Consider the following 21399-nt stretch of genomic DNA (forward strand, 5'->3'; position numbering starts at 1 on the left):
AATCAAAAAAAGCCGCAGTGATAAACACCGCAGCTCCTTACTTTCTTATATATACGCTTTATTACGATTTGGACAATTCGATGAACCCTTCACCAAATACGTCACGCACATCATGGATCGTTATGAAAGCAATTTCGTCCTCCGCTCGCACAATCTTCTTCAGCATTGGAACTTCTTGTTTGCTAATGACAATATATAAGATCTCTTTCGGGTTCTTTGTATAGTAGCCATGACCAGACAGGACAGTGACTCCCCGATCCATCTTCTCAATGACCTGCTGTGCAATAGCATCCTGTTTGGTAGATATAATCGTAACTGCTTTTTTCGGATTGAGCCCTTCAATAATGAACTCCATCGTTTTGGTGCCGACGAACAACATGACAATCGTACACATCAAACCTTGCGGCCCTATAATGAAGAAAGACGAGAACGCCACGATCAAATCGAAGAATAACAGTCCATAACTGATGTTCCAATCCAAATATTTGTTGGCAAGTCGGGCCAGAATAACCGTGCCCGCCGTTGTGCCGCCTACTCTAACAATCAAGCCGATACCCAGACCGGCAAATAATCCACCAAAAATGGTATTGATCCAAAGCTCGTCCGATGCAATCGTCCAGCTCTCGGTCAGGTGCAGGAACAGCGAGTTGAATACCACCGCAATAATGGTATACACCGTTGTTGTTCTGTCCAGAAACTTATACCCCACAAGTAGCAAAATACCATTCAGGAGCAAGTTCATCAATCCCGGAGACCACTCAAAAAGGTAATACAAAATAATAGTAATCCCCGTAACGCCGCCTTCAGCCAGATCATTCGGGATGACGAACAGGTTTACTGCAAGTGCAAACAGAAATGCACCCGCCATAATAAATAGAATATCCGTTATTCTTTTCTTCATCATGCACTCCATCCAATCCATCAGAAAATCAACCTATCAACCAATTTCATAAGTTGTCATAACCACTCAATGATAGATTCTACCATGCCATGAACAAAATTTGTATACATAATACAAATTGTTGCGCGAATTGTACAAAGGAATTCGAAATCAGTGCTTACTTAGGCTCTGCAAAGCAGTTTAACTTCATCCACCCATGACAAATGTCATGGGTCATCATTGATATTCATCATTACAGTGTACTGACGTTTATGACTTACTGCACTGGACGCATTCTTATACAATGATAAAAACGCCTCACTTGGAGACATCTTCCCAGGAAGCGTTAGGTTATAACTGATTACAGTTATTGACCATTGAAGGAGGACGTACGTCAATGAGCAGATCCAAGGAAATGGCGCTAAAAAAAGAAGTTACCCCTTATGAGAAAAACAATCTTCGCCTGAGTATCCAACAATTAGTGAATTCCATACTGCCATTATTATTATTATGGGCCGCAGCGTACTATAGCTTGTCCGTGTCCTACTGGTTAACATTTCCGATTGCCCTCGTAGCCTCGGGATTTGTACTTAGAACATTTATCATTTTCCATGACTGCTGTCATGGTTCATTCTTCAAAAGCAAACGTGCCAACGACATTCTCGGCACCATTACAGGTGTACTAACCCTTACGCCTTACCTGCAATGGAAAAACGAACATTCCATTCACCACGCCACCAGCGGCAATCTGGACAAACGTGGAGTTGGCGATATCTGGGTGATGACAGTTGAGGAATATAAAGCCGCTTCCCCTTGGGGTCGTCTATTCTACCGGATTTATCGTAATCCGTTTGTCATGTTCGGTATTGGTCCCATCTATGTGTTCCTTTTTGCCTACCGCTTTAACCGCAAAGGCGCAAGACGTAAAGAGCGCATCAATACGCATCTATCAACAGTTCTGATCGTTGTCCTGTACGCTTTTATGTGCTGGCTAGTCGGTTGGCAGGCTTTTGTCCTGGTGCAGGCACCCGTCTTTTTCTTCTCCGGCTTCTTCGGCATCTGGCTGTTCTACGTACAACATCAATTTGAAGATACGTACTTTGAGAATGAAGATGAATGGAGTTATGTGAAGGCTGCTGTAGAAGGTAGTTCATATTACAAATTGCCTAAACTGCTGCAATGGATCAGCGGCAATATCGGGTTCCACCATGTGCATCACTTGAGCCCACGTGTTCCCAACTATTATTTGGAAGAAGCACATAACGCAACACCGCCACTGCAAAAGGCTACAACGATTACGCTACGTTCCAGTCTGGCTGCCCTGCGCTTCCGTCTGTGGGACGAAGAATCCAAGCAATTTGTCAGTTTCAGAGAGATCAAACGCTTATCTCGCAAGCCTTACGTTCAACCACCAATTCGAGTAAACAACCAAGCGGGTCTGACAGAGAAGCCTTAACTCTGTCGGATTCGTTTTCTTGTATTCAGGCTAAAGTCATGCTACAGTCAGGCTAAGTTTGAGTACAATGCAAGTCCGAGGAGGAGAATTTTCATTCAAAAGTGGATGCAGCTCTTTTATAAAAATACAGGTTTAAATCCGTATGTATGGCTCGTCTTTTTCATCCTGCCCTTCTATTATATTTCGCAATATTCCAAATTGTGGCCTATGGTTGCGGGCATTTTCATCATTCTGTTCTTCTTTGTTTGTTATCTGCTTGCCTTTATCACAAAGGGCTGGCAAGTCTATATGTGGATTGGACTCTTGATCGCCATATCGATTACGATGACCATCGCTTATGATTATGCCTATTTCTCATTGTTTCTTGCTTTTTTTATTGGGAATATTAAAAATAAAGCTGGTTTCTTCACCCTCTATTCGGTGAACCTGGCAGCCAGTTTTCTAACCATTAATTATAGTTTCATCAAACAGAGTACCCTGTTGCTCAGTCAGTTCCCGTTTGTATTCATTACTCTTATGGCATCCATTCTGCTTCCGATCAGTACGTATAACAAAAATAAGCGTGAACAGCTGGAAGGCCAACTGGAGAATGCCCACAAACGGCTGGATGATCTTGTAAAAATGGAAGAGCGGCAACGTATCGCACGCGATCTGCACGATACACTTGGACAGAAGCTCTCTCTTATCGGTCTGAAAACCGATCTGGCGAAGCGTCTGCTTCGCATGAATCCTGATCAGGCCGAGATTGAACTGAACGATCTGAGACAGACGGCAAGTACGGCCCTGAAAGAAGTCCGGGAAATGGTAACGACTATGCGTGGAACACAACTGGTGGATGAACTGTTCCGTGCCGAACAAATTTTGAAGGCCGCTTCCATTGAATTTGTACTTGAAGGCAATCCGAAGTTACAGGATACGTCACAGCTCAATGAAAATGTACTCGGCATGTGTCTGAAAGAAGCTGTTACAAATGTGGTCAAACACAGTCAAGCAGCGGTATGCACCATTCGTATTGAGGAAACACTGGCCGATAATGTATTAACGGTTCAGGATAACGGGGTCGGAATCGAACGTACTCGCAAGCAAGAACGGCGTGGAACCGGAATCTTGGGGATGAAAGAACGACTTGAATTTGTGAACGGTTGTCTGGATATTCGTTCCGGAGCAGACATGGAAGGTACAGGCATTGTCATCCATGTTCCCAAGCTGGTCCGCAAACCGATAAAGGAGGTTGAACAATGATCAGGATCGTAATCGCCGAAGACCAACGTATGATGCTGGGGGCATTGTCTTCCCTACTCAATCTGGAAGAGGATATGGAGGTGGTAGGACGCGCAAGCAATGGACAGGAAGCCCTTGCTCTCGTCAGGGAGCATTCACCAGATATCTGTCTGATGGACATTGAAATGCCCGTCAAAAGTGGCCTGGAGGCCGCTGAGGAACTTAAAGGAATGAACTGTAAAGTCATTATTTTAACAACCTTTGCCCGGACCGGATATTTCGAACGTGCTTTAAAAGGTGGTGTACGCGGTTATCTGTTAAAGGATAGCCCGATCGAGGAACTGGCCGAAGCAATCCGTCAGGTCATGAATGGAAGACGTATTTTTGCACCCGACCTGGTGGACGAGGCTTATGTTCAGGAGAACCCTCTGACCGAACGTGAAAATGCCGTTCTGGGCCTGATGGCTGACGGTAAAAATACAAAGGAAATAGCCGGACATTTATTTATTACAACCGGTACGGTGCGAAATTACATCTCTATTATCCTCAACAAGTTAAATGCAAGTAACCGCATTGAAGCCATCACCCGTTCCAAAGAAAAAGGGTGGTTTAAATGAAAGTACCGCTTTAACCCAATGAAACATAAATAAGCAAGGCACACCTTCCCATCGGTGCACCTTGCTTATACAAGGATAGGTTGGTCTGGAGCATTCGCCCCGGGCCAGCCTATTCCTTTTGATGTTTTTTTGAAGCCATTCTATTTTACAGAAACAACCATGCCCAAAGCTTCCAGTGGCACCTGCTCGGTCTGGAGCTGATGAATCTGCTTGCCATCTTGCCAGGAAATCGTTACATTAACGCTTTTACCACCGCTTGGGTACTGCACGTTCACGAATCCTTTATCCTTTGGTGCAGGCAGTGTATGGGACTCCAAATACTCCACCATTCTCTTCGCAATGCCCGGATTATTCATCTTATCTTCGGAAATGGAACGAATCTGTAACGTCCATCTACCTTCTGTCCAAGTCAGATACTGACTGCCCGCCGCGCCTTCAGTCATACCCTTGATACCATGTCCCAGATCCACTGTCATATCCTTCGGAAAGTCTTTCAAATCTGTCTCAGGGAAAATATCGGTGCTGTTCGAATCTTTATATGTCTTCACTTCATAGGATGCCAGAACAGGCACTTTGCTGCCAGAGGCCGTCAATGAAGCATCATTCACCGCAACAGGCTGGTCAGTGGAATAAAAGTTAATGTGAAACGCATCTGAAGTATTCGATGTGATCGATGCAGTCAGATGTTTTCCCTTTTCCAGAGAAAATGAAGTAGGTAACGAAGCGTTCTTCATCTTCAGCTGACTGCGAATGTCCTTAATGACATCGTTCGCACTTTGCTGGGTTTGACCTTTACTGCTCGTTTCCGAATTCGGTGTCCCGCTTCCTGCAGAACCTTCGGTCCCCGGTGTTCCTGTGGTATATGTTCCGCTATCTTTCGTTCCATTGGAGAAATCGGCTCCTCCACTGCCTGACTGAGCCTGTTCGCCGGCCGCGTGGGACGTGTTGTCCGCTGATGATGGTTTGGTATCCTGGCCACCACACCCCGCAAGAGCAAGCAGCACTGCTGTTGTCACAGAAATCGTCATCCATAATTTAGGTTTACTCATGTTGTTGTCCTCCTTGAAGCCATTATTAGAATCAGTTTACATTGTTGTCTAGCCTGAATTTTTAACGTTTGTCATTCCAGAAATTCACGGGCTGTACTTTCTTGGTCAGCACTTCAAACTGGTAGCCTTCTGCTTTCAGTGTTTTTAACACTTGCGGAAGTACTTTCAATGTCGCTTCCTGGTCGTGCATCAGTACCACAGGGGTGGTTCCGCTCTTTTGCACATTATGAATCTGCTTCATCACGCTGTTGTAGACTTTCTGGTGATCCTTCTTGTATTTCCAATCCTCGGAATCAACATTCCAATCCCACAGATGGAATCCCCCTTGACCTAGTAGAACATTGCGATATGCCGGTTTGAGATATGGTTTGCTGCCGTACGGAGTACGAACGAGGCTGGTTTTGACGCCTGCCACTTTGTTCAAGCTTTCATTGGCCTGCTGCATTTCTTTCAAGCCGCTGTATGCGGATTTATAAAATTTACCGGGAACATGCGTTACGCCGTGCAAGCCCAGTCCATGTCCGTCTGCAACAATACGCTTAGTAGCCTTCTGAAACTTCTCCATTTGAGGTCCAAGCATGAAGAATGTCGCCTTGGCATTGTACTGATCCAGGATATCCAGTAATTGTCCCGTGTGGGCGGTCGGCCCATCATCGAAAGTTAGATATATGATCTTGGAGCTCGCTTTATTTCCAGCATGCTTGGATGCGGATGAGGCAGCTGAAGCCGACTGCGGCAATAACAATGGAATGATCAATAGAATAGCAAGTGCGGTGATGAACGTTTTACGAATATGTAGCATAATAAAATTCTCCCTTATGTCTTGTATTTCCCCGGGTGTCTATGTTTCTCTCATTGCAGCCCTTGGCGATAATCCTAATACTATCAAAAAGAGTGCGTCCCATTCTCGCTTCAAATGCTACGTTCGAGTTACACTTTTGTCAGATTACCCAAAAAAATAAAACGAATTTGATAGATTTGCTCGAAAAAGAACATCCGTCGGGATAGATTAATGTTGACATATATTCTATTAACCCAAATTGTGGTTTCTGATAGAGTCATTTCTGGAATTTATATGAAGCAAGCGAAGAAGCTTAAAATGGTATAACAAAAAAGCCTGCTCGAGAGCAGACTTTTCATATGTAGATCGATTTTCTTGTCGTTCGGATCAATCCTGATTGCTTTGCTTAGTTCCCTCTTACTCCGCAGGAGCTGTGAACGAACGTTTACCAAATTCGGCGTCCAGCATGTAGAAAGCATTGCTGTCTTTTTCGATTCGGCGCAATTTCTGGATGATATTATCAAACAGTGCTTCCTCTTCGACTTGCTCATCGATGAACCATTTCAGGAAATACATCGTGGCATGTTCACGCTCATTCAAGGCAATGTCAGCCAGATTGTAGAATTTCTTCGTATTTTGCTGCTCGTGTGCATATCCATGTTCGAACACATCCAGCATCGAGGAATATTCATTCTTCGGTTCTGGCAATGCAGCAAGCGTAGCGCGTTGTCCGCGGTCATTCAGGAATTTGTATATTTTCATCGCGTGGAACCGCTCTTCCTCAGCTTGTACGATGAAGAAGTTGGCAAATCCGTCCAAGCTTTCGCCGGAACAGTATGCAGCCATCGCCTGATATACGTGAGCCGAATAAAATTCGAAGTTCATCTGTTCGTTCAAAGCTTCTGTCAACTCTTTACTCATTAGGAGGTACACCTCATTCTTTCTCTAGGGATGGTTTTATTTTATCATAACGTCCGCATGACCGATATCGAAACTTCTACAAAATTCGCCAATGACTGATTGCATCTCTTCCTATATAATTACATAGTTCTCGCTCTAAAATCATTTCAATCTGGAAGGCAGGCCTTTTTATTTCATGAACACATCTTCTTCGCAGCTCAAAAAAACAATAGGTATGCCGCAAGCTGTTGCGCTTTATATAAGTGCAGTTCTCGGTTCAGGTGTCCTGATTGTACCCGGACTTGCTGCCGAACTGGCAGGGCCGGCTTCACTTCTCGCCTGGGGAGGCATGGTGCTGCTAATTCTTCCGCTTGCCCTGTCCATGGGATTACTCTCAGCCCGATACCCGGACGCAGGCGGTGTATCCCATTTCGTTACCCTCGCTTTTGGGCAACGGGCAGGAGCCGTAGTTGGCTGGTTTTTTCTAATGTCCGTTCCCATCGGTGCTCCAGTAGCTGCACTTACAGGTGCAGGCTACATGACAGCTGCACTGGGACTCGGGGAAGGATATAGAACAGCGATTGCCGCCCTCATGCTGGCGGCTGGACTGATCATTAATATCGTAGGTATGCAGGTCGCCGGAAAGGTACAGATCGGCGTTGTGCTAGCGATTATTATCGTGCTCGTCATGGCATTTGTATTTGCTATTCCGAATATGGAATCCATACATTTCACACCATTTATGCCAAGTGGTTGGGTCAGCGTGGGACAGGCTGGAGCCATTCTATTCTGGTGTTTTATCGGTTGGGAAGCTGTATCTCACCTGTCTGAAGAATTTACTGATCCACGCAAGGCAGCTATTAAAGGTGTAACGATTGCAGCCATCATTGTAGGTGTGATCTATTTCCTGACTGCACTGGCGACAGTCGGAACTCAAAGCTATCTTCATGGCGGAGCAGATGTCTCTCTTGTATGGATTATTAGTCAGGCTCTCGGTTCCTGGGGTGGATTACTTGCTGGGCTGACTGGCATATTTATTTGCACTGCTACCGTCATTGCATATGCTGGTGCTGCATCCCGAGTCGCCTATGCACTGGCAAGACAAGGATCTGCCCCGCAATGGATGTCCCGCTTATCCCGTCGGTACCATACACCCATTGCTGCAATTGGCTTCCTGGCTATCTGCTTTACTCTAGTGTTGTGCATATACGGATCAGGCCTCGTGTCACTCACGACACTTATTCAGTTGCCCAATGCAACCTTTATTCTCACCTATCTTGGCGGATGCGCAGCCGGAATACGTTTACTCAAGGGCAGTCGTACTGGGATAACCATCAGTTGGATTTCCTTTGTGGCGACGGCCATTGTGTTCCCTTTTGCCGGGTGGGCCGTTCTCTACCCTGTGGTGATCGTTGTCATCTACGGCTTAGTCAGCCGCAAACGACAAGACAAAATATAAACAAAAAAAGCTCTGCCGCGATGGCAGAGCTTCCTTTATTCATCTGGAAAAAATCATTATACCAGGAACGCTTTGGAGATGATAACCAACAGGATGAACAGAACCAGAATGGCGCCTACAGAAGTAAAACCTCCGTATCCGTAGCCTCCTCTTGTTTCTCCACCTAATACTTCGCTCATTGACCGTACCTCCTCTGCAACAGGTATGGGTTATCTTATGCAGGGAGAACAGATTTGACAGGGCGGATGCCCTGTTTCAGATCCTGTTTATCATTTTTTCAATACCGTGGAGAATCAATGCGCATAATATCCAAGAATGGCACTTTGGCCGTAAATTCTTCCTCTGTATACTCAACATGTACTAGCCGAGTACGTGAGTCCAACTTCACAATGACTCCATGAACCTGATCTTCCTTGCCCCATACGGTCAGCAACACTTCCGAACGTTCATGAAACGCCTCAACCAGTTGGTTCCCCAGCTCTTCCAGTTCAAACTCGTCCCGGGTAGGTCTTTTTGCAACTTTTGCTTTTGCCAATGTAGCGGCCTCCTCTATAGCTAATCCGACGTCCCGAATCCACGGGTTATTTGCCGAGGTCATATTTAATTAGTATACCATTCATTCACGTTCGTGTAATGTCATGACTCCATAACGAAGCAAAAAATCCCTTACATTTACAGGAAAAAGCTAGTATCCCCCTTCATTCATCGCCATCTTCAACAATAATGGTGTATACATTCGAAATGGACTGTCCTGAATGCCTCTGACCGTTCCACTCGTAGGTATACATTGCAGTTACGGTACCCTGCTGGATTCCCAGTTGTTCAGTGGAGGATATTTGTGCAATGTAATTGACCCATTTCTCCGCTCCAGGTTCCATCTCACCCAAATGTAAAAATCTTGGTGATGAATACTCTGAAATGATCGCTCGATCCCGTACTTCTGCTTCCCCAATCCATTTGGCACCTGGAGGGAGCACATCAGCCAGCTGCACCCGCGCGGGCCAGGACCCTGTGTTGGTTACATGTACATGAAAGGTTACATTTCCTCCCCTTTCGATCAAGTCTGGCTTCACTTCCACATGAACCGAGATGATAGGAAACTTCAACTGAATGACAGCCGTATTGGAGGAAATTATTCGTTGCACAGAACGCGAATCTGGCAAGCGAAATGTATAGATCAGGCGAGCCTGATTCATCAGTTCGAAGACTGCAGGTACACCCCGCTCCTGCTCTGTGAGATGCACTTCAAATTGGATATTAACCACGGAACGTGCAGTCAACGTTCCCAGATTGATGCCTTTGACTGGATTTGTTCCAAGCCGTTTCACACCGTTCCACCCCAGGCTCCCCTCAACATAGCGCATACCTGACGGAAGAAAATCCGTCACGATAGCATCTACTGCAAAAGAACCTTCATTGTGTACCGTTATTTGGTATTGAACGGTATCCCCAGGAGTAGCGATGGGTGGATTCACACTTTTCGCAATCGAAATCCGAGGTTGAATGATTTGTAAAGTTGCTACGTTCGAGTATACATTCTCCAATGTGTCACCTGAAACGTACTCTAGCACTGCCTGAATTGTTAATTTCTCAGCTATGCTTCCTCCCGTGACCTGTACTCGAAATTGAATTGGAACAGATTCTCCGGGCAGTACCTCGCCTATCATAATCCCGGAGTCAGGCGTCGTCTCGGGAACAAAAATCTCATTCACAATGACACTTCCCGGAAGAAATTCAATACCTTTGGGTAATGGGATCGTTACCCTGGCATCGTTTCCTATTATAAAACCCGGGTTACTCACCAAAAGGTTGTAAGTGACGATATCTCCGACAAAGGTTTGCACACGATCTGCATTCAAAACCAACGACAGACTTGATGAGACCAGGTTTACTTCTACCACGTTGGATTGCTCTTCTCCCTCAACCATTCGTCCTTCCGGCGTCACAAATGTATAACGTATCTTCGCTTGATTCACCAGTTTCAAGTCCTGAGGAAGACCGACGATGATCACCTGAAAATGAATTCGCAACGTCGCTCCAGGTACGATTTCCTGCGCAGGAATCCCTCTCTCCGGTGATACTCCTGGCAGCGGAGTTCCATCCAGGAGTACACTGTTGGGGAGAAGTGATGTTTCCGACGAGAGCGAATCCAATACATGGACCATGGCAGCACAATTACCCGAATTCACAATTTCAATCAGATAGGTCAGTGTCTGCCCCAGAGCAGCCTCAGCAACGTTGCAAAACTTGTGTACTTCCAGCCTGGGGCCGATCCATGGTGTAACTACCGTATTAGAATAGGCCACCTGTTCCAGTTCAGTCGTACCCGAGCTGAATCGAACCAGTGACTGATTCTGTAGCGTGTGGGACAACGGACCGGAAGATTGGCTCATATCACCACAACCTCCACTCTGAATGTAACGGTAACTGAAGCACCGGCGGCAATTGAACCAAGTGTTATCCCTGTATTCGGATTCCCCGTAGGCCTTGCCACGCCATCCACCGTAACACTTCCCGCTACAAATACGGTGCCTGTTGGTACAGGGTCTACCATAACCACGCTATTGACTACCTCGATACCACTATTGGTTACCACAACTGTATAGGTGATCACATCGCCGACAACAGCATCAACTGCACTTGTGCTTTTGATCACAACGACATTTGGTGCAGATACAGGAATCACCAGAACGTTGGAGGATACCGTACCTGTCAACTGACGTCCATCCGGCGGACTAAATGTATAATTGGCTACCGCCTGATTGACCAGCTGCTGATTCTGCGGCAATGAATCCACAGTCACTTCCAGAGTGACCGTTACATTAACGGACCCTCCTGGAGGTATCGTCCCAACAACAATCCCTGATTCCGGATTTGCACCTGGCTGTGGAACACCATCAATCAGGACGCTGTTGGGGAGTAGTACTGCTCCATTCGGAATGTTATCCGTAAGTGTCAAATTGGCTGCTAAATTCCCACTATTGGAAATGGTAAAAGAATAGGTAATGATGTCTCCGATGGTGGCATTGGACGTACTCGCTGTTTTGGTTACGGCAATAATCGGCTGATAAATTGGTGTTACCACGGTATTTGAATAGGCCGCTCCCGAGAATACACCCGATGTGAAACTTACCGATGACTGACTGCTCACTTGCGGTGGTGCAGGCAGCGTGTTGACCCGAACCGCATACGAAACGGATACAGATGCTCCAGGTGCCAAAGAACCAAGCGCTATCCCCAGTGTCGGGTTAGCCGAGAGACGCGGAACGCCGTCAACCAGGACACTGCCCGTGACAAATGTAACAGCTGAACTGATTGGATCGGTTAACACGACATTGTTGACAGGATCAATTCCGTTATTGGTTACGACCATCTCATATACAATCGTATCACCCACTACAGCATCAATTACTGGTGTCGTCTTGACGACACTGACGTTCGGAGCAGACACCTGAATATTGAGAGAATTAGACGAAAGGCTGCCTCCCAGTGTTCTTCCATCCGGCAGCGTGTAGGAATAGGTTGCTGAGGCCTGATTGGTTATGGCCTGGCTTAAAGGTAGGGTGATGATCACGACCGAGAACATGACTACAGTTGTTGTGGAGACTACACCCAGTGGAATCCCTGAAGCCGGATCGGCTCCTGGTGCTGAAGCTCCATTAATAATGACGCTATTTGGCACAAGTTCTGTTCCTGTCGGAATGGTATCCGTTAACGTGACAGATGCCCCAAAGTTCCCTGCATTGGTAATCGCGATGCTGTAAACGACCGTATCTCCTACCGTTGCTATAGCCTGGTCTCCCGTTTTGACTGCCGACAGAATCGGTTGGTATACCGGGGTAGTGACCGTATTAGAAAATGTGGTAGCTGAAAAAACACCTGATGTAAAGCTCACTGTAGACTGATTGTTTAATACTGCACTGGATGGGAGTGCTGTAACCTGCACACTAAACACAACGGTCACGGTAACTCCAGGCGCAATGGAACCAAGCGTTATTCCGGTTGAAGGATTGACACCCGGTCGAGGAACTCCATCAATAAACACGCTGTTTGCTGTAAGAACAGTACTTGCCGGCAATGCATCCGTGAAGACCACATTGCTGACAGTCGCTATTCCGTTATTAGTTACTGCAATGCTGTACGTCACAACATCACCAACAGATACAGACGTGGATGTCGTAGATTTCACCACATCGACATCGGGAGCCGACACTGAAATGGTAAGTATATTAGACAAAACAGAACCCGTGATGTTGCGTCCATCAGGCAGCGTAAAGGAAAGAGCAACCGAAGCCTGATTCACCAGCTGTTGCGGGGTCGGCAAAGTATCAATAACTACGGAAAAGGTAACCGTTGTTGTTGCCCCAGCAGCAACAGTGCCTGCCGGAATGCCTGTTGCAGGATTGGCTGCAGGTAATGGCTGACCATTTACAATCACACTGTTCGGAACAAGTATGGTTCCTGTAGGAATATTGTCCGTTAAGTTAATCTGGGCACCATAGTTACCCTGATTGTTGACGGTAATCGTGTAACTGACGGTATCCCCAACGGTAGCATTTTGTGTACTCGCCGTTTTTTGTGCTGATAGAATGGGCTGAAATACCGGTGTTACCACAGTATTGGAGAACGTTGTGCTTGAGAATGTCCCCGAGGTAAAACTCACTGTGGATCGATTGCTTAATTGTCCACTTGGTGGGATCGCATTGACATTGATACTGAAAGTCACAGTTGCAGACGTTCCGGGAGCGAGCGTACCTAGTGATATCCCCCCTGCCGGATTGGAAGCGGGCTGCACTACCCCATTTATAGTGACACTTCCTGCAACAAAAGAGGCCCCCGTAGGAATTGGATCCGAAAACTGAATATTATTTACCGGTGCTATTCCGCTGTTCGTTACCAAAATGGAGTAAGTAACAGTATCCCCTACGGCAGCCGCAGTAGAAACTGTACTTTTAACTACGGCAACGTTTGGCGACGAGACTGGAAACGTCAGTGTATTTGAGGTGGCTGTCCCTGTTAACGTTCGCCCGTCAGGAGGTGTGAAAGTAAAAGATGACGTCGCAAAATTGCTAAGTTGCTGCGGAGATGGAAGTGAATCCACAACAACGGCAAATGTAACAACAGCTGTCGCTCCCGCTGCCACAATGCCTACAGGAATACCCGTTCCTGGTGTTGCTCCAGGCTGTGGTACACCAGATACCACGAGGCTATTGGGTACAAAAGTTGTGACAGTAGGAATCGTATCTGTCACTGTAACGTTTGCCTCCAGATTGCCTGTGTTGCTGACAGTTACTGTATATACAACCGTGTCGCCTACGGTCGCATTAACTGTATTTGCTGTTTTGATGAGTGAAATTTGCGGTTGTATGACCGGAGTCTGTGTTGTATTGGATGATGATGACCCCGAAAATGAACCGGATGTGAAGCTGACCGTCGACTGATTGTTAATCTGTGAAGGGATCGGCATAGTAATCGTCACCTCAAAAGTTACGGTAACCTCGGCTCCTGGAGCCAACGTACCGATTGGAATGCCGGCGGTCGGATTGGAGAGCGGGAATGAAGTCCCGTTCACAATGACGCTTCCGGGTACAAATGGGGTATTCGGAGGAAGAGGGTTGACATATACCACATTGTTAACGGCTACTGTTCCATTGTTACGAATAACAGATGTGTATCGAATGACATCCCCGACCACGCCGTACTCTACATTGTCACTGTTTACTATCGTTACATTGGGCAAGGATACGGGAATGTTAACGGTGTTCGATAACGAAGAACCGGCAACTGTTCTCCCACTTGGAAGAGTGTAGGCAAATGATGCAACTGCTTGGTTAGTCAACTGCCTTGAATCAGGCAAACTTGTGACCGTGGCAACAAAAGTGACCGTTACGTTCGAGCCTGCAGCAATCGGCCCCAAATTAATTCCTGTTACCGGGCTAACACCCGGTGTAGGTACACCATTAATAATGACGCTGTTGGTACTGAATACAGCTCCCGCAGGAATCGGATCCGTCAAGGTAACCGTTGCAGCAATATTGCCTGAATTGTTGATTTGAATGGAGTAATTAAAGGAATCCCCTACTGTCAAATTCGAGGTGCTAGCTGTTTTAGCTACTTGGATGACTGGTTGATATATGGGTGTATTCACCGTGACAGACGAAGAAACGCCATTAAAACTGCCTGACGTAAATGCTGCACTTGCCCGGTTGCTGACTGAACCTGTGGACGGAACGGATGTCACTCTTGTTTGATAGGTCACTGTAACGCTGCTTGAACTGTTCAATGCACCGACAGCAATGCCCGAAAGCGGACTTGCATTCCTTGCAGCAGCTCCATTAATAGTGACACTGCCAGAGACGAATTCCGAACCGGTTGGCGTATCCGAGATCACCAGATTTTGTACCGCACTGCTCCCAGCATTTGTTGCAACAACCGTATAGGTAAGTACATCCCCTACGGTAGCGTCCGGCGTACTTACTGTTTTGCTAATCAATATATTGGGGCTTGATGCAGGTATGCGAACGAGATTGGATTGGCTGCTGCCTGAGAGATTCCGTCCACTCGGAAGCTGGTACGTATAACTAGCAGTCCCCTGATTCTCCAGCGTTGGCGGAGATGGGAGTGTAGTGAGTGTAGCTCGGAACACTACCGTTGCAGTTGCTCCTGGCAGGAGACTTCCCAGCGTTATTCCGGTTAATGGATTGGTCCCAGGACGCGCAGTACCATTCACGGTTACCGAATCCGGGATAAATGTCAGGCCTGATGGTATCGTATCGGTCACTGTTACTTGTGCCCCTAAGTTTCCAGTGTTCGTCACCACTAGTGTATATGCAAGCTGATCTCCCAGTGTGGCATTCGTTTGACTCGCCGACTTGTTGATACCGATGATCGGCTGGTATACAGGGGTTGTGATTGAATTAGAGTTGGAAATGCCCGTGAACGCACCTGAGCTATAGGATACGGAAGCCCGGTTGACCAGCGAACCTGATGTGGGCAGGGACTGCACATTAATCTGAAACGTCACCGTCGCAGAACTTCCGGCTGTCAGCGTTCCTAGCGAAATTCCACTGCTCGGATTGGCCGCTGGTATGACAGTCCCTCTGACGGTCACACTGCCGGGTACGAACGTAGTTCCAGCGGGGAGAGTATCCGTGAGTACCACATTATTAATTACCTGGATGCCGCTATTGGTAGTAACTATGGTGTACGTAAACGTCTCCCCAACTGCAACATCAATGACTGATGCCGATTTTACCGTGGTTACATTGGGCAATGTAACGGGAATCGTCAAGGTGTTCGAAGCTACTGTGCCGTTAATAGTCCGACCATCAGGAGAGTTAAAGGAATAGGTGGCCGTGGCCTGATCCACAAGGGTTGGAGGCGTAGGCAAGCTTGTTACGAGTACCTGGAAGGTTACTGTATTTGTACTTCCTGCCGCGAGGCTCCCCAAATTAACGCCAGTCGCAGGATTAGCACCAGCAATCACATTTCCATTTAGTCGGAAGCTGCCAGCCACGTACGAGCTGCCACTCGGAATGTTATCCGTTAATGTAACGTTGGCAGCAACATTCCCCCCGTTGTTCACCTGAAGCGTATACGTGACCTGATCACCCACCGTAGCGTTGGTTGTGCTCGCTGACTTCACAATAGACAGGTTTGGTGAATAAACAGGAAGTGTAGAGTTATTGGACGGAATGACTCCCGTAATCACTGAGCCCCCTGCCACACTTTGAAACGTAAAGGCGGCATTCGCTGAGTTCACCAGTTGCAGTATGCTTGCATCCTGACCAATGAGTGCACGATAGGTTACAACAATACTGTTGGATAGGTTTAATGAACCAAGCGGAATGCCGGCGGTTACATCGAGTGTTGGGCGAGACACACCAGCGACCGTCACACTCCCTGGAATGAAGGTGAGCCCTACAGGCAATGAATCAGATAGCACAACGCTGGCCGCACTGGCTGTACCTGCATTGCTGACGGTAACGGTATAAAGAATGCTATCCCCCGCTACCGCACCAGAGGCTACGGATGCTTTGGCCACTGAAATTTTGGGTGCATTGATATCAACCTGAATCGCATTGGCATTGACAATGTATGCATCCCCGGAGGTCGTTAACGTCAACACCGCAGAAGACTGGTTATTGATTAGTCTCGCTGACACATCCACATTGGTAATATCCCAGCCTTGACGTCCGCCAATAATATTGGTGCCTGGAGCCCCGTTCGTCTGGTTCCGCGTTCCGAAAGTCCCTGTTGTATTAAGGGTTCCTGTATCGCCGTTGATTTGAGAAGCAAAAAAGTTTGCAGCCAGATTGTTTGGTCCGGACAAGGCAACCGAAGTTGCCGAGGTTGGCCCGAATAGTGCCTGATCCCCGGTCCGGTTCGCGTCCCCTTCCTGTGCACTGAACAGGGCTCTGCCTCCCAATGCACCCGAAAGCGGAGTAGCAAATCCAGTCAGTGTGGTAACAACTGGCGCCGATGTAGACTGGACGAGTACTCCACCTGCACGTAAGGACATGTTGCGAAAGGGCAGGCTGGGGTTCTGATAAATGACTCCAAGTGTCCAGCCTGCATGATTGGCTGTAGCATCATTAGTGATGACAATCGTTCCTACAACTGCTCCGGTGGTATATGTACCCGCTCCCCCATTTTGTACAAGCGAAGTAACATTGGCTGAACGCACATAGCCGGCAGCGCCGTTCCCCAGATCAAATTGATTATAAGTAGCTGGATCAGGAGTAACACTGGATGTACCTGCTGGTGTAGTAAACGTAACCGGATTATTGATTGCAGCACTCAGATTGACTGTCCCATTGATGTAACTTCCACCCCAGATCAATTCTGCATACAAGACAGTGCTGCCAGCAGGAAGAACGAGTATTGCCGCTGAACTGTTGCTCTGATACAGGCTCGTGGTGCCTAGCGGATAGGTTCCGTACTGGACGGAAGCGTTGGTTGTCGTAAAAGCTCCAATACTGTCCTGTGTTCCGGGTACTCCGGCTGTGTCTGAACGACTCAGTCCAAGCGTGTTACCTGTAAATGTAATTGCTCCCGTAGCATTAACGGTTGAACGAACGACAAGAGGAATTGATCTCACCTCCCCTTCATCTTAATTGGAATCATATGAATTGGAGCCTTCACACACAGTCTATGAGCCTGATTTGGATTTTTGTTTGTCCTATAAAAGAACTTTATGCGATTTGCACTTATGTAAGCTTTGTTTTCATAATACAAATTAAATGATTTGCGTTTCGTGCAATGTGTTTTATAATTAAAGCATACGAGAGCAGTGTCTGTCGTATCATTATGATGCAGTCAGCGGTGATATATTGAAGAGTCCCAACTTACATAGCAACCATATCCCAACCGAGTACGAATTCAAGCATTCCAAATGGATCAAAAAAATGCTTCGTGCTTACTGGGTCGTCGTATTAACGCATGTTGTCATTCAAATAGGCTGCTTTCTGTTTCTCGATTATGATCGCACTCCAGAAGATTTCATGATCTACGTTTTATTTTGGCCTACGATATCCAGCGCTTTAGCTATTCTGATTGCCAGTTGGGTAGAACGCCGTTTCAGTTCATTTTCCTTCTATTCCATGTCCATGGCCAGCACAGTCATTGCCTGGACTATCATTCATGTCAATTACGATATTCGGATCATCCTGGCCATCTGTCTGTTGCCGATCTTTGCTTCGGTTCTGTTCTTCAGCAAGAAAAGAGTATGGACGGTATGCCTCATGCAGATGATTGGTTATGTCATCGTACTCTGCGACCCAGCCTATCGGCTGTACTTATCTTCGTTTGACATGGTTTCCATTCCCGCTTTTCTTATTGTAGGTACATATGTTGCACAGTTAATTGTTACGAGCGGTGTGGAGGTACTGGATGATCTTCAGGCCAGTATGCTTGCCAAGCAGGATCTGATTGTGCGAAACGCAATTATGACCAAGCAGTCCAAGACAGACGGGTTAACCAATCTGTATAATCAAAGCTCCTTTAAGGACTACTATGAAAAAGCGTTTGAATATGCGAATAATGGCATGAGTCTGCATTTAGCTCTGATTGATATTGACAACTTCAAGTCAATTAATGATACATATGGGCACCGGGTTGGAGACGCCATTCTGGAGAGAGTCTCTCAGGTCATCCAGGAGAACATTACCTCAAGCGATATTGCAGCACGTTATGGTGGAGAAGAATTTGCACTGTTAATGTTTGAGCAACCTTTCGAGCAGGCATATGCCTTGGTGGAGCAGATCCGCAAGAAGATCGCCCGTCATGTTCATTTGGAGCTTGAAGGCGCTTATATTACGGTAAGTGTCGGACTCAAAAGCTACAGCGCCCATCTGTCGAAGGACAAGCTGTTTGAGGAAGTGGATGCGTGTCTCTATGCAGCCAAACGAACAGGAAAAAATAAAACGATGACGTCCCTTGATCTGGTATAGTACTCCATAAAAAATGCAAAAAAAGTAGTGCTGTTCACCGGGAAGCCGGCTGTGCAGCACTACTTTTTTTACTGCCTAATCGTCAATTCGAATGTATCGATTCATTCTGCCCATTCCCAGCGATGTGCATTTTGCTCCAGTTTCGGGTGGAGCTTAACGGCAGCTCCATCAATTATCAGACGTACTTCCTTAATCCAATCTTTGAACGAATCAAATGATGCGAACTGATTCGCCATCTCCACCGTGAGATACAGAAAATGGGGAGCGGGATATTCTTCTGCCATATGACGCAGGGCTGCTTCGATCGGCGTATACTTCTTCCTCTTGCCTTCCCAGCCTTCCACCCGTATGCGGGAGGATGCATGCTCCCTTCTCCAGTCATGAAGGCGATCTTCCCTTTTGTAAAAAGGTTGCACACCATCCTTGCTCATTCGCTTCACTGTATTCTCATGCAGCGGATAGAGCACAAGTTGCACAAAGGAACGTGTGTCCGCAATATCAGCGGCGTGTTCAAGCTGTTCATCTGTTATGTGCTCAAATGAATCATAGAAAATCAGCGTGCCTTTCCGGGTAGCCGGTGGAGGTTCATAACCATAGGGTACATTGGTATATTTTCCAGACATCTCATCGCTCCTTGCCTGTATGCGGATCAGTTACTGCAATTTATATTATATTATTCTCTAACTGTGTTCTTCAATTCTGGATAGAATGTCATTCTATTTTTGCCCGCACGTTTCGATTCATACAGCGCCTCATCTGCCATACGGATAATTTCACTCGGATTGCCACTGTTGGTAGGATATTCAGCACCCCCAATGCTGCAGCCAATATGAATTCGTTCATATTCAATAATAAACGGCTTATTCAGGCTCTGGATGATTTCTTCCGCATAGGTACGAGCTTCTTCTCTTGGATTGCTTCCCACAGAGCGGAGCACAATGAGGAACTCATCTCCGCCAAGCCTTACCGTGATGCCCTTGTCATGACGGATACTGGTCAAACGCTGAGCCACTTTCTGCAGCAGAATATCTCCGGTCTGATGCCCAAGCGTATCATTCACACTTTTGAATCCATCCAGATCAAGGTAAAGGAATGTTAATGTGTGATTTTCACTTTCCATCTCCAAGGATTCTTCCAGATAGAGCTCGAGCGCTGTCCGGTTTGGCAGTCCAGTCAATTGGTCGTAGTGGGCCAGATTCTGCATAATAACCAGTTCCGAGTCCTTATTTGTTAGCGTAGTCAGCATATCTCCGAGGGAACGTGACAATACTTCGATTTCCCTAAAACCCCGATTTTCCGGAATCTGTACTTGTTCTCCAGCACCAAGTCGATTCGCCACTTGAGTCAGCCGTGCAATCGGAGCCGCGATCTGTCGGGAGATTAGCCAACCAATCCATGCAAACAGCGCCGTAACCGAGAGCCCTGCCCAGACATTGAACCAGAGCATGTCGGTCACGGAAGCAAACGCTGCTGACTTGAGCTGACGAATAACCACCGTCCACCCAAGACCGGGATAGTCCAGATGCCCCTGGCTAGTAGCAAACCCTGTTACATATTCTTTTCCATCCGGCCATTCTTCTATAGACCAGCTGCTTTTGTTCAGTCTTGCCCCTTCAATACCCGATAGCTTCAAAGGACGACCAATCCATTCTTTTGGACCAAGCAGCACCGTATTTTCCTTTTGACTGACAATAAACATTTCGATATGCTTTTCCTCGTGTTTTAGAGGCTCAAGGATACTTTCCTCCAGTTCCTTCGCCCAGGCCCAGCTCAAATGTGCCGCAAGCACGCCAGCAATCTCTCCGTTCTTGTAGTTTACCGGAAAGCTGATATCGACAAATTGAAGTGGTTCGCCGGTTGGGTTCGGAAGAAGCTTCGCCAGAAGGACAGCATCATGGACATCTCCGATAAATTTACCCTTGATTCCCTCCTGATACACAGGTCGTTCCGATAAATTTTCACTGCGCAATATGCCGTCTGTGGAAGCCAGCACTTTTCCTTTGGGATTCATGAATCCAACCCATGAGAATGTGGGAAAGCTATCTTGAAGCTGATTCAGCAGCATCTGCATTTCGGCAGGCTCGAAACGGTCCTCTAGGGCAATCATTCGGCCCAGAAGATCCAATTCTCCTGAACGCGACCACATGAAGCGATCCAGCTTGTCTGAAGTCTGAGAAGCTGTGCTGATGAGGGAATGACCAATCTCCGTTTCAACAGCTATGGATGATTTTTGACTTAGAATATAACCAATCGTGAGTGTAACCAACAGGGATAACACAGCGAAGGTCATGGTGAGAACAGTTTTAAGCTTGAATGACATAACTTCCTCCAATAAACGGTGAACCAGCTTGCTTTTTTCAACATCATTCATGCTGTTAAGAACTACGGGATGTCACCTATTCGTTTTCATCTTTATCGGAAATAATGTCTTTTTTCATTATATATATCCATACAATATGGGGACGCTATTCACACCGTGTTTCTTCCATTCAAAGAATAGTCACGATTCTGTATATACATACTTGGGTTATGAATATAGAGAGCAAGCATGCTCACAGAGCCATATGAGCACTGTTTGTCACAAT

15 protein-coding genes are annotated in these 21399 nt (G+C 46.7%); 5 read left to right on the forward strand and 10 right to left on the reverse strand.

The annotated features are described in order from the left end of the window. Positions 1-61: 61 nt before the first annotated feature. Positions 62-901 carry a YitT family protein gene (locus ACR1R9_RS14295; RefSeq protein ID WP_062324740.1) on the reverse strand — a complete coding sequence of 280 codons (840 nt, stop codon included), beginning with the start codon at positions 899-901 and terminating at the stop codon, positions 62-64. Between the two features lie 376 nt (positions 902-1277). Between ACR1R9_RS14295 and ACR1R9_RS14300 the strand changes: the two genes are divergently transcribed. From ACR1R9_RS14300 to ACR1R9_RS14310, 3 genes are all read left to right on the forward strand, one after another. Further along, entirely contained in the window at positions 1278-2336 is a 1059-nt protein-coding gene (locus tag ACR1R9_RS14300) for a fatty acid desaturase (RefSeq protein WP_076291014.1), read from the forward strand. A gap of 93 nt (positions 2337-2429) precedes the next feature. Continuing rightward, entirely contained in the window at positions 2430-3578 is a 1149-nt protein-coding gene (locus tag ACR1R9_RS14305; protein ID WP_076291013.1) for a sensor histidine kinase, read from the forward strand. Further along, positions 3575-4174 carry a response regulator transcription factor gene (locus ACR1R9_RS14310; RefSeq protein WP_076291012.1) on the forward strand — a complete coding sequence of 200 codons (600 nt, stop codon included), beginning with the start codon at positions 3575-3577 and terminating at the stop codon, positions 4172-4174. Before ACR1R9_RS14305 ends, ACR1R9_RS14310 begins: the two co-directional genes overlap by 4 nt. A gap of 140 nt (positions 4175-4314) precedes the next feature. On the opposite strand, the gene ACR1R9_RS14315 is transcribed toward ACR1R9_RS14310, so the two are convergent. From ACR1R9_RS14315 to ACR1R9_RS14325, 3 genes are all read right to left on the reverse strand, one after another. Then, a complete protein-coding gene (locus ACR1R9_RS14315) occupies positions 4315-5223 on the reverse strand; it encodes a hypothetical protein (RefSeq protein WP_433923353.1) in 909 nt (302 codons plus the stop codon). 61 nt (positions 5224-5284) lie between these two features. After that, a complete protein-coding gene (locus ACR1R9_RS14320; protein ID WP_076291010.1) occupies positions 5285-6025 on the reverse strand; it encodes a polysaccharide deacetylase family protein in 741 nt (246 codons plus the stop codon). Between the two features lie 396 nt (positions 6026-6421). Beyond that, positions 6422-6925, reverse strand: a complete 504-nt coding sequence (locus ACR1R9_RS14325; RefSeq protein ID WP_076291009.1) for a ferritin — start codon at positions 6923-6925, stop codon at positions 6422-6424. Positions 6926-7100: 175 nt separating this feature from the next. Here ACR1R9_RS14325 and ACR1R9_RS14330 point away from each other — a divergent pair, with 175 nt between their 5' ends. Then, a complete protein-coding gene (locus ACR1R9_RS14330; RefSeq protein WP_433923352.1) occupies positions 7101-8363 on the forward strand; it encodes an amino acid permease in 1263 nt (420 codons plus the stop codon). Between the two features lie 56 nt (positions 8364-8419). Here the strand turns inward: ACR1R9_RS14330 and ACR1R9_RS14335 are convergent, their stop codons facing one another. From ACR1R9_RS14335 to ACR1R9_RS14350, 4 genes are all read right to left on the reverse strand, one after another. Continuing rightward, positions 8420-8542: a dihydroorotate dehydrogenase gene (locus ACR1R9_RS14335; RefSeq protein WP_099852733.1), complete on the reverse strand. Its 123-nt coding sequence runs from the start codon at positions 8540-8542 to the stop codon at positions 8420-8422. Positions 8543-8640: 98 nt separating this feature from the next. Then, a complete protein-coding gene (locus ACR1R9_RS14340) occupies positions 8641-8898 on the reverse strand; it encodes a YolD-like family protein (RefSeq protein WP_076291006.1) in 258 nt (85 codons plus the stop codon). Between the two features lie 163 nt (positions 8899-9061). After that, positions 9062-10756: a hypothetical protein gene (locus ACR1R9_RS14345; RefSeq protein WP_433923351.1), complete on the reverse strand. Its 1695-nt coding sequence runs from the start codon at positions 10754-10756 to the stop codon at positions 9062-9064. Further along, the gene (locus ACR1R9_RS14350; protein WP_433923350.1) at positions 10753-17463 is read right to left on the reverse strand and encodes a DUF7507 domain-containing protein; all 6711 of its coding nucleotides are present in this window, start codon (positions 17461-17463) and stop codon (positions 10753-10755) included. The genes ACR1R9_RS14345 and ACR1R9_RS14350 overlap by 4 nt, the downstream gene beginning before the upstream one ends. Before the next feature lie 307 nt (positions 17464-17770). Between ACR1R9_RS14350 and ACR1R9_RS14355 the strand changes: the two genes are divergently transcribed. Continuing rightward, positions 17771-18814 (forward strand): GGDEF domain-containing protein, encoded by a 1044-nt coding sequence (locus tag ACR1R9_RS14355; RefSeq protein WP_433956452.1) that lies wholly within the window; start codon positions 17771-17773, stop codon positions 18812-18814. A 101-nt stretch (positions 18815-18915) separates the two neighbouring features. On the opposite strand, the gene ACR1R9_RS14360 is transcribed toward ACR1R9_RS14355, so the two are convergent. Then, positions 18916-19437, reverse strand: a complete 522-nt coding sequence (locus tag ACR1R9_RS14360; RefSeq protein WP_310852767.1) for a hypothetical protein — start codon at positions 19435-19437, stop codon at positions 18916-18918. A gap of 50 nt (positions 19438-19487) precedes the next feature. Further along, positions 19488-21185 (reverse strand): diguanylate cyclase domain-containing protein, encoded by a 1698-nt coding sequence (locus tag ACR1R9_RS14365; protein ID WP_433923349.1) that lies wholly within the window; start codon positions 21183-21185, stop codon positions 19488-19490. Positions 21186-21399 lie beyond the last annotated feature (214 nt).

This window comes from Paenibacillus taichungensis (genome assembly GCF_050994985.1).
Classification (GTDB): domain Bacteria; phylum Bacillota; class Bacilli; order Paenibacillales; family Paenibacillaceae; genus Paenibacillus; species Paenibacillus taichungensis.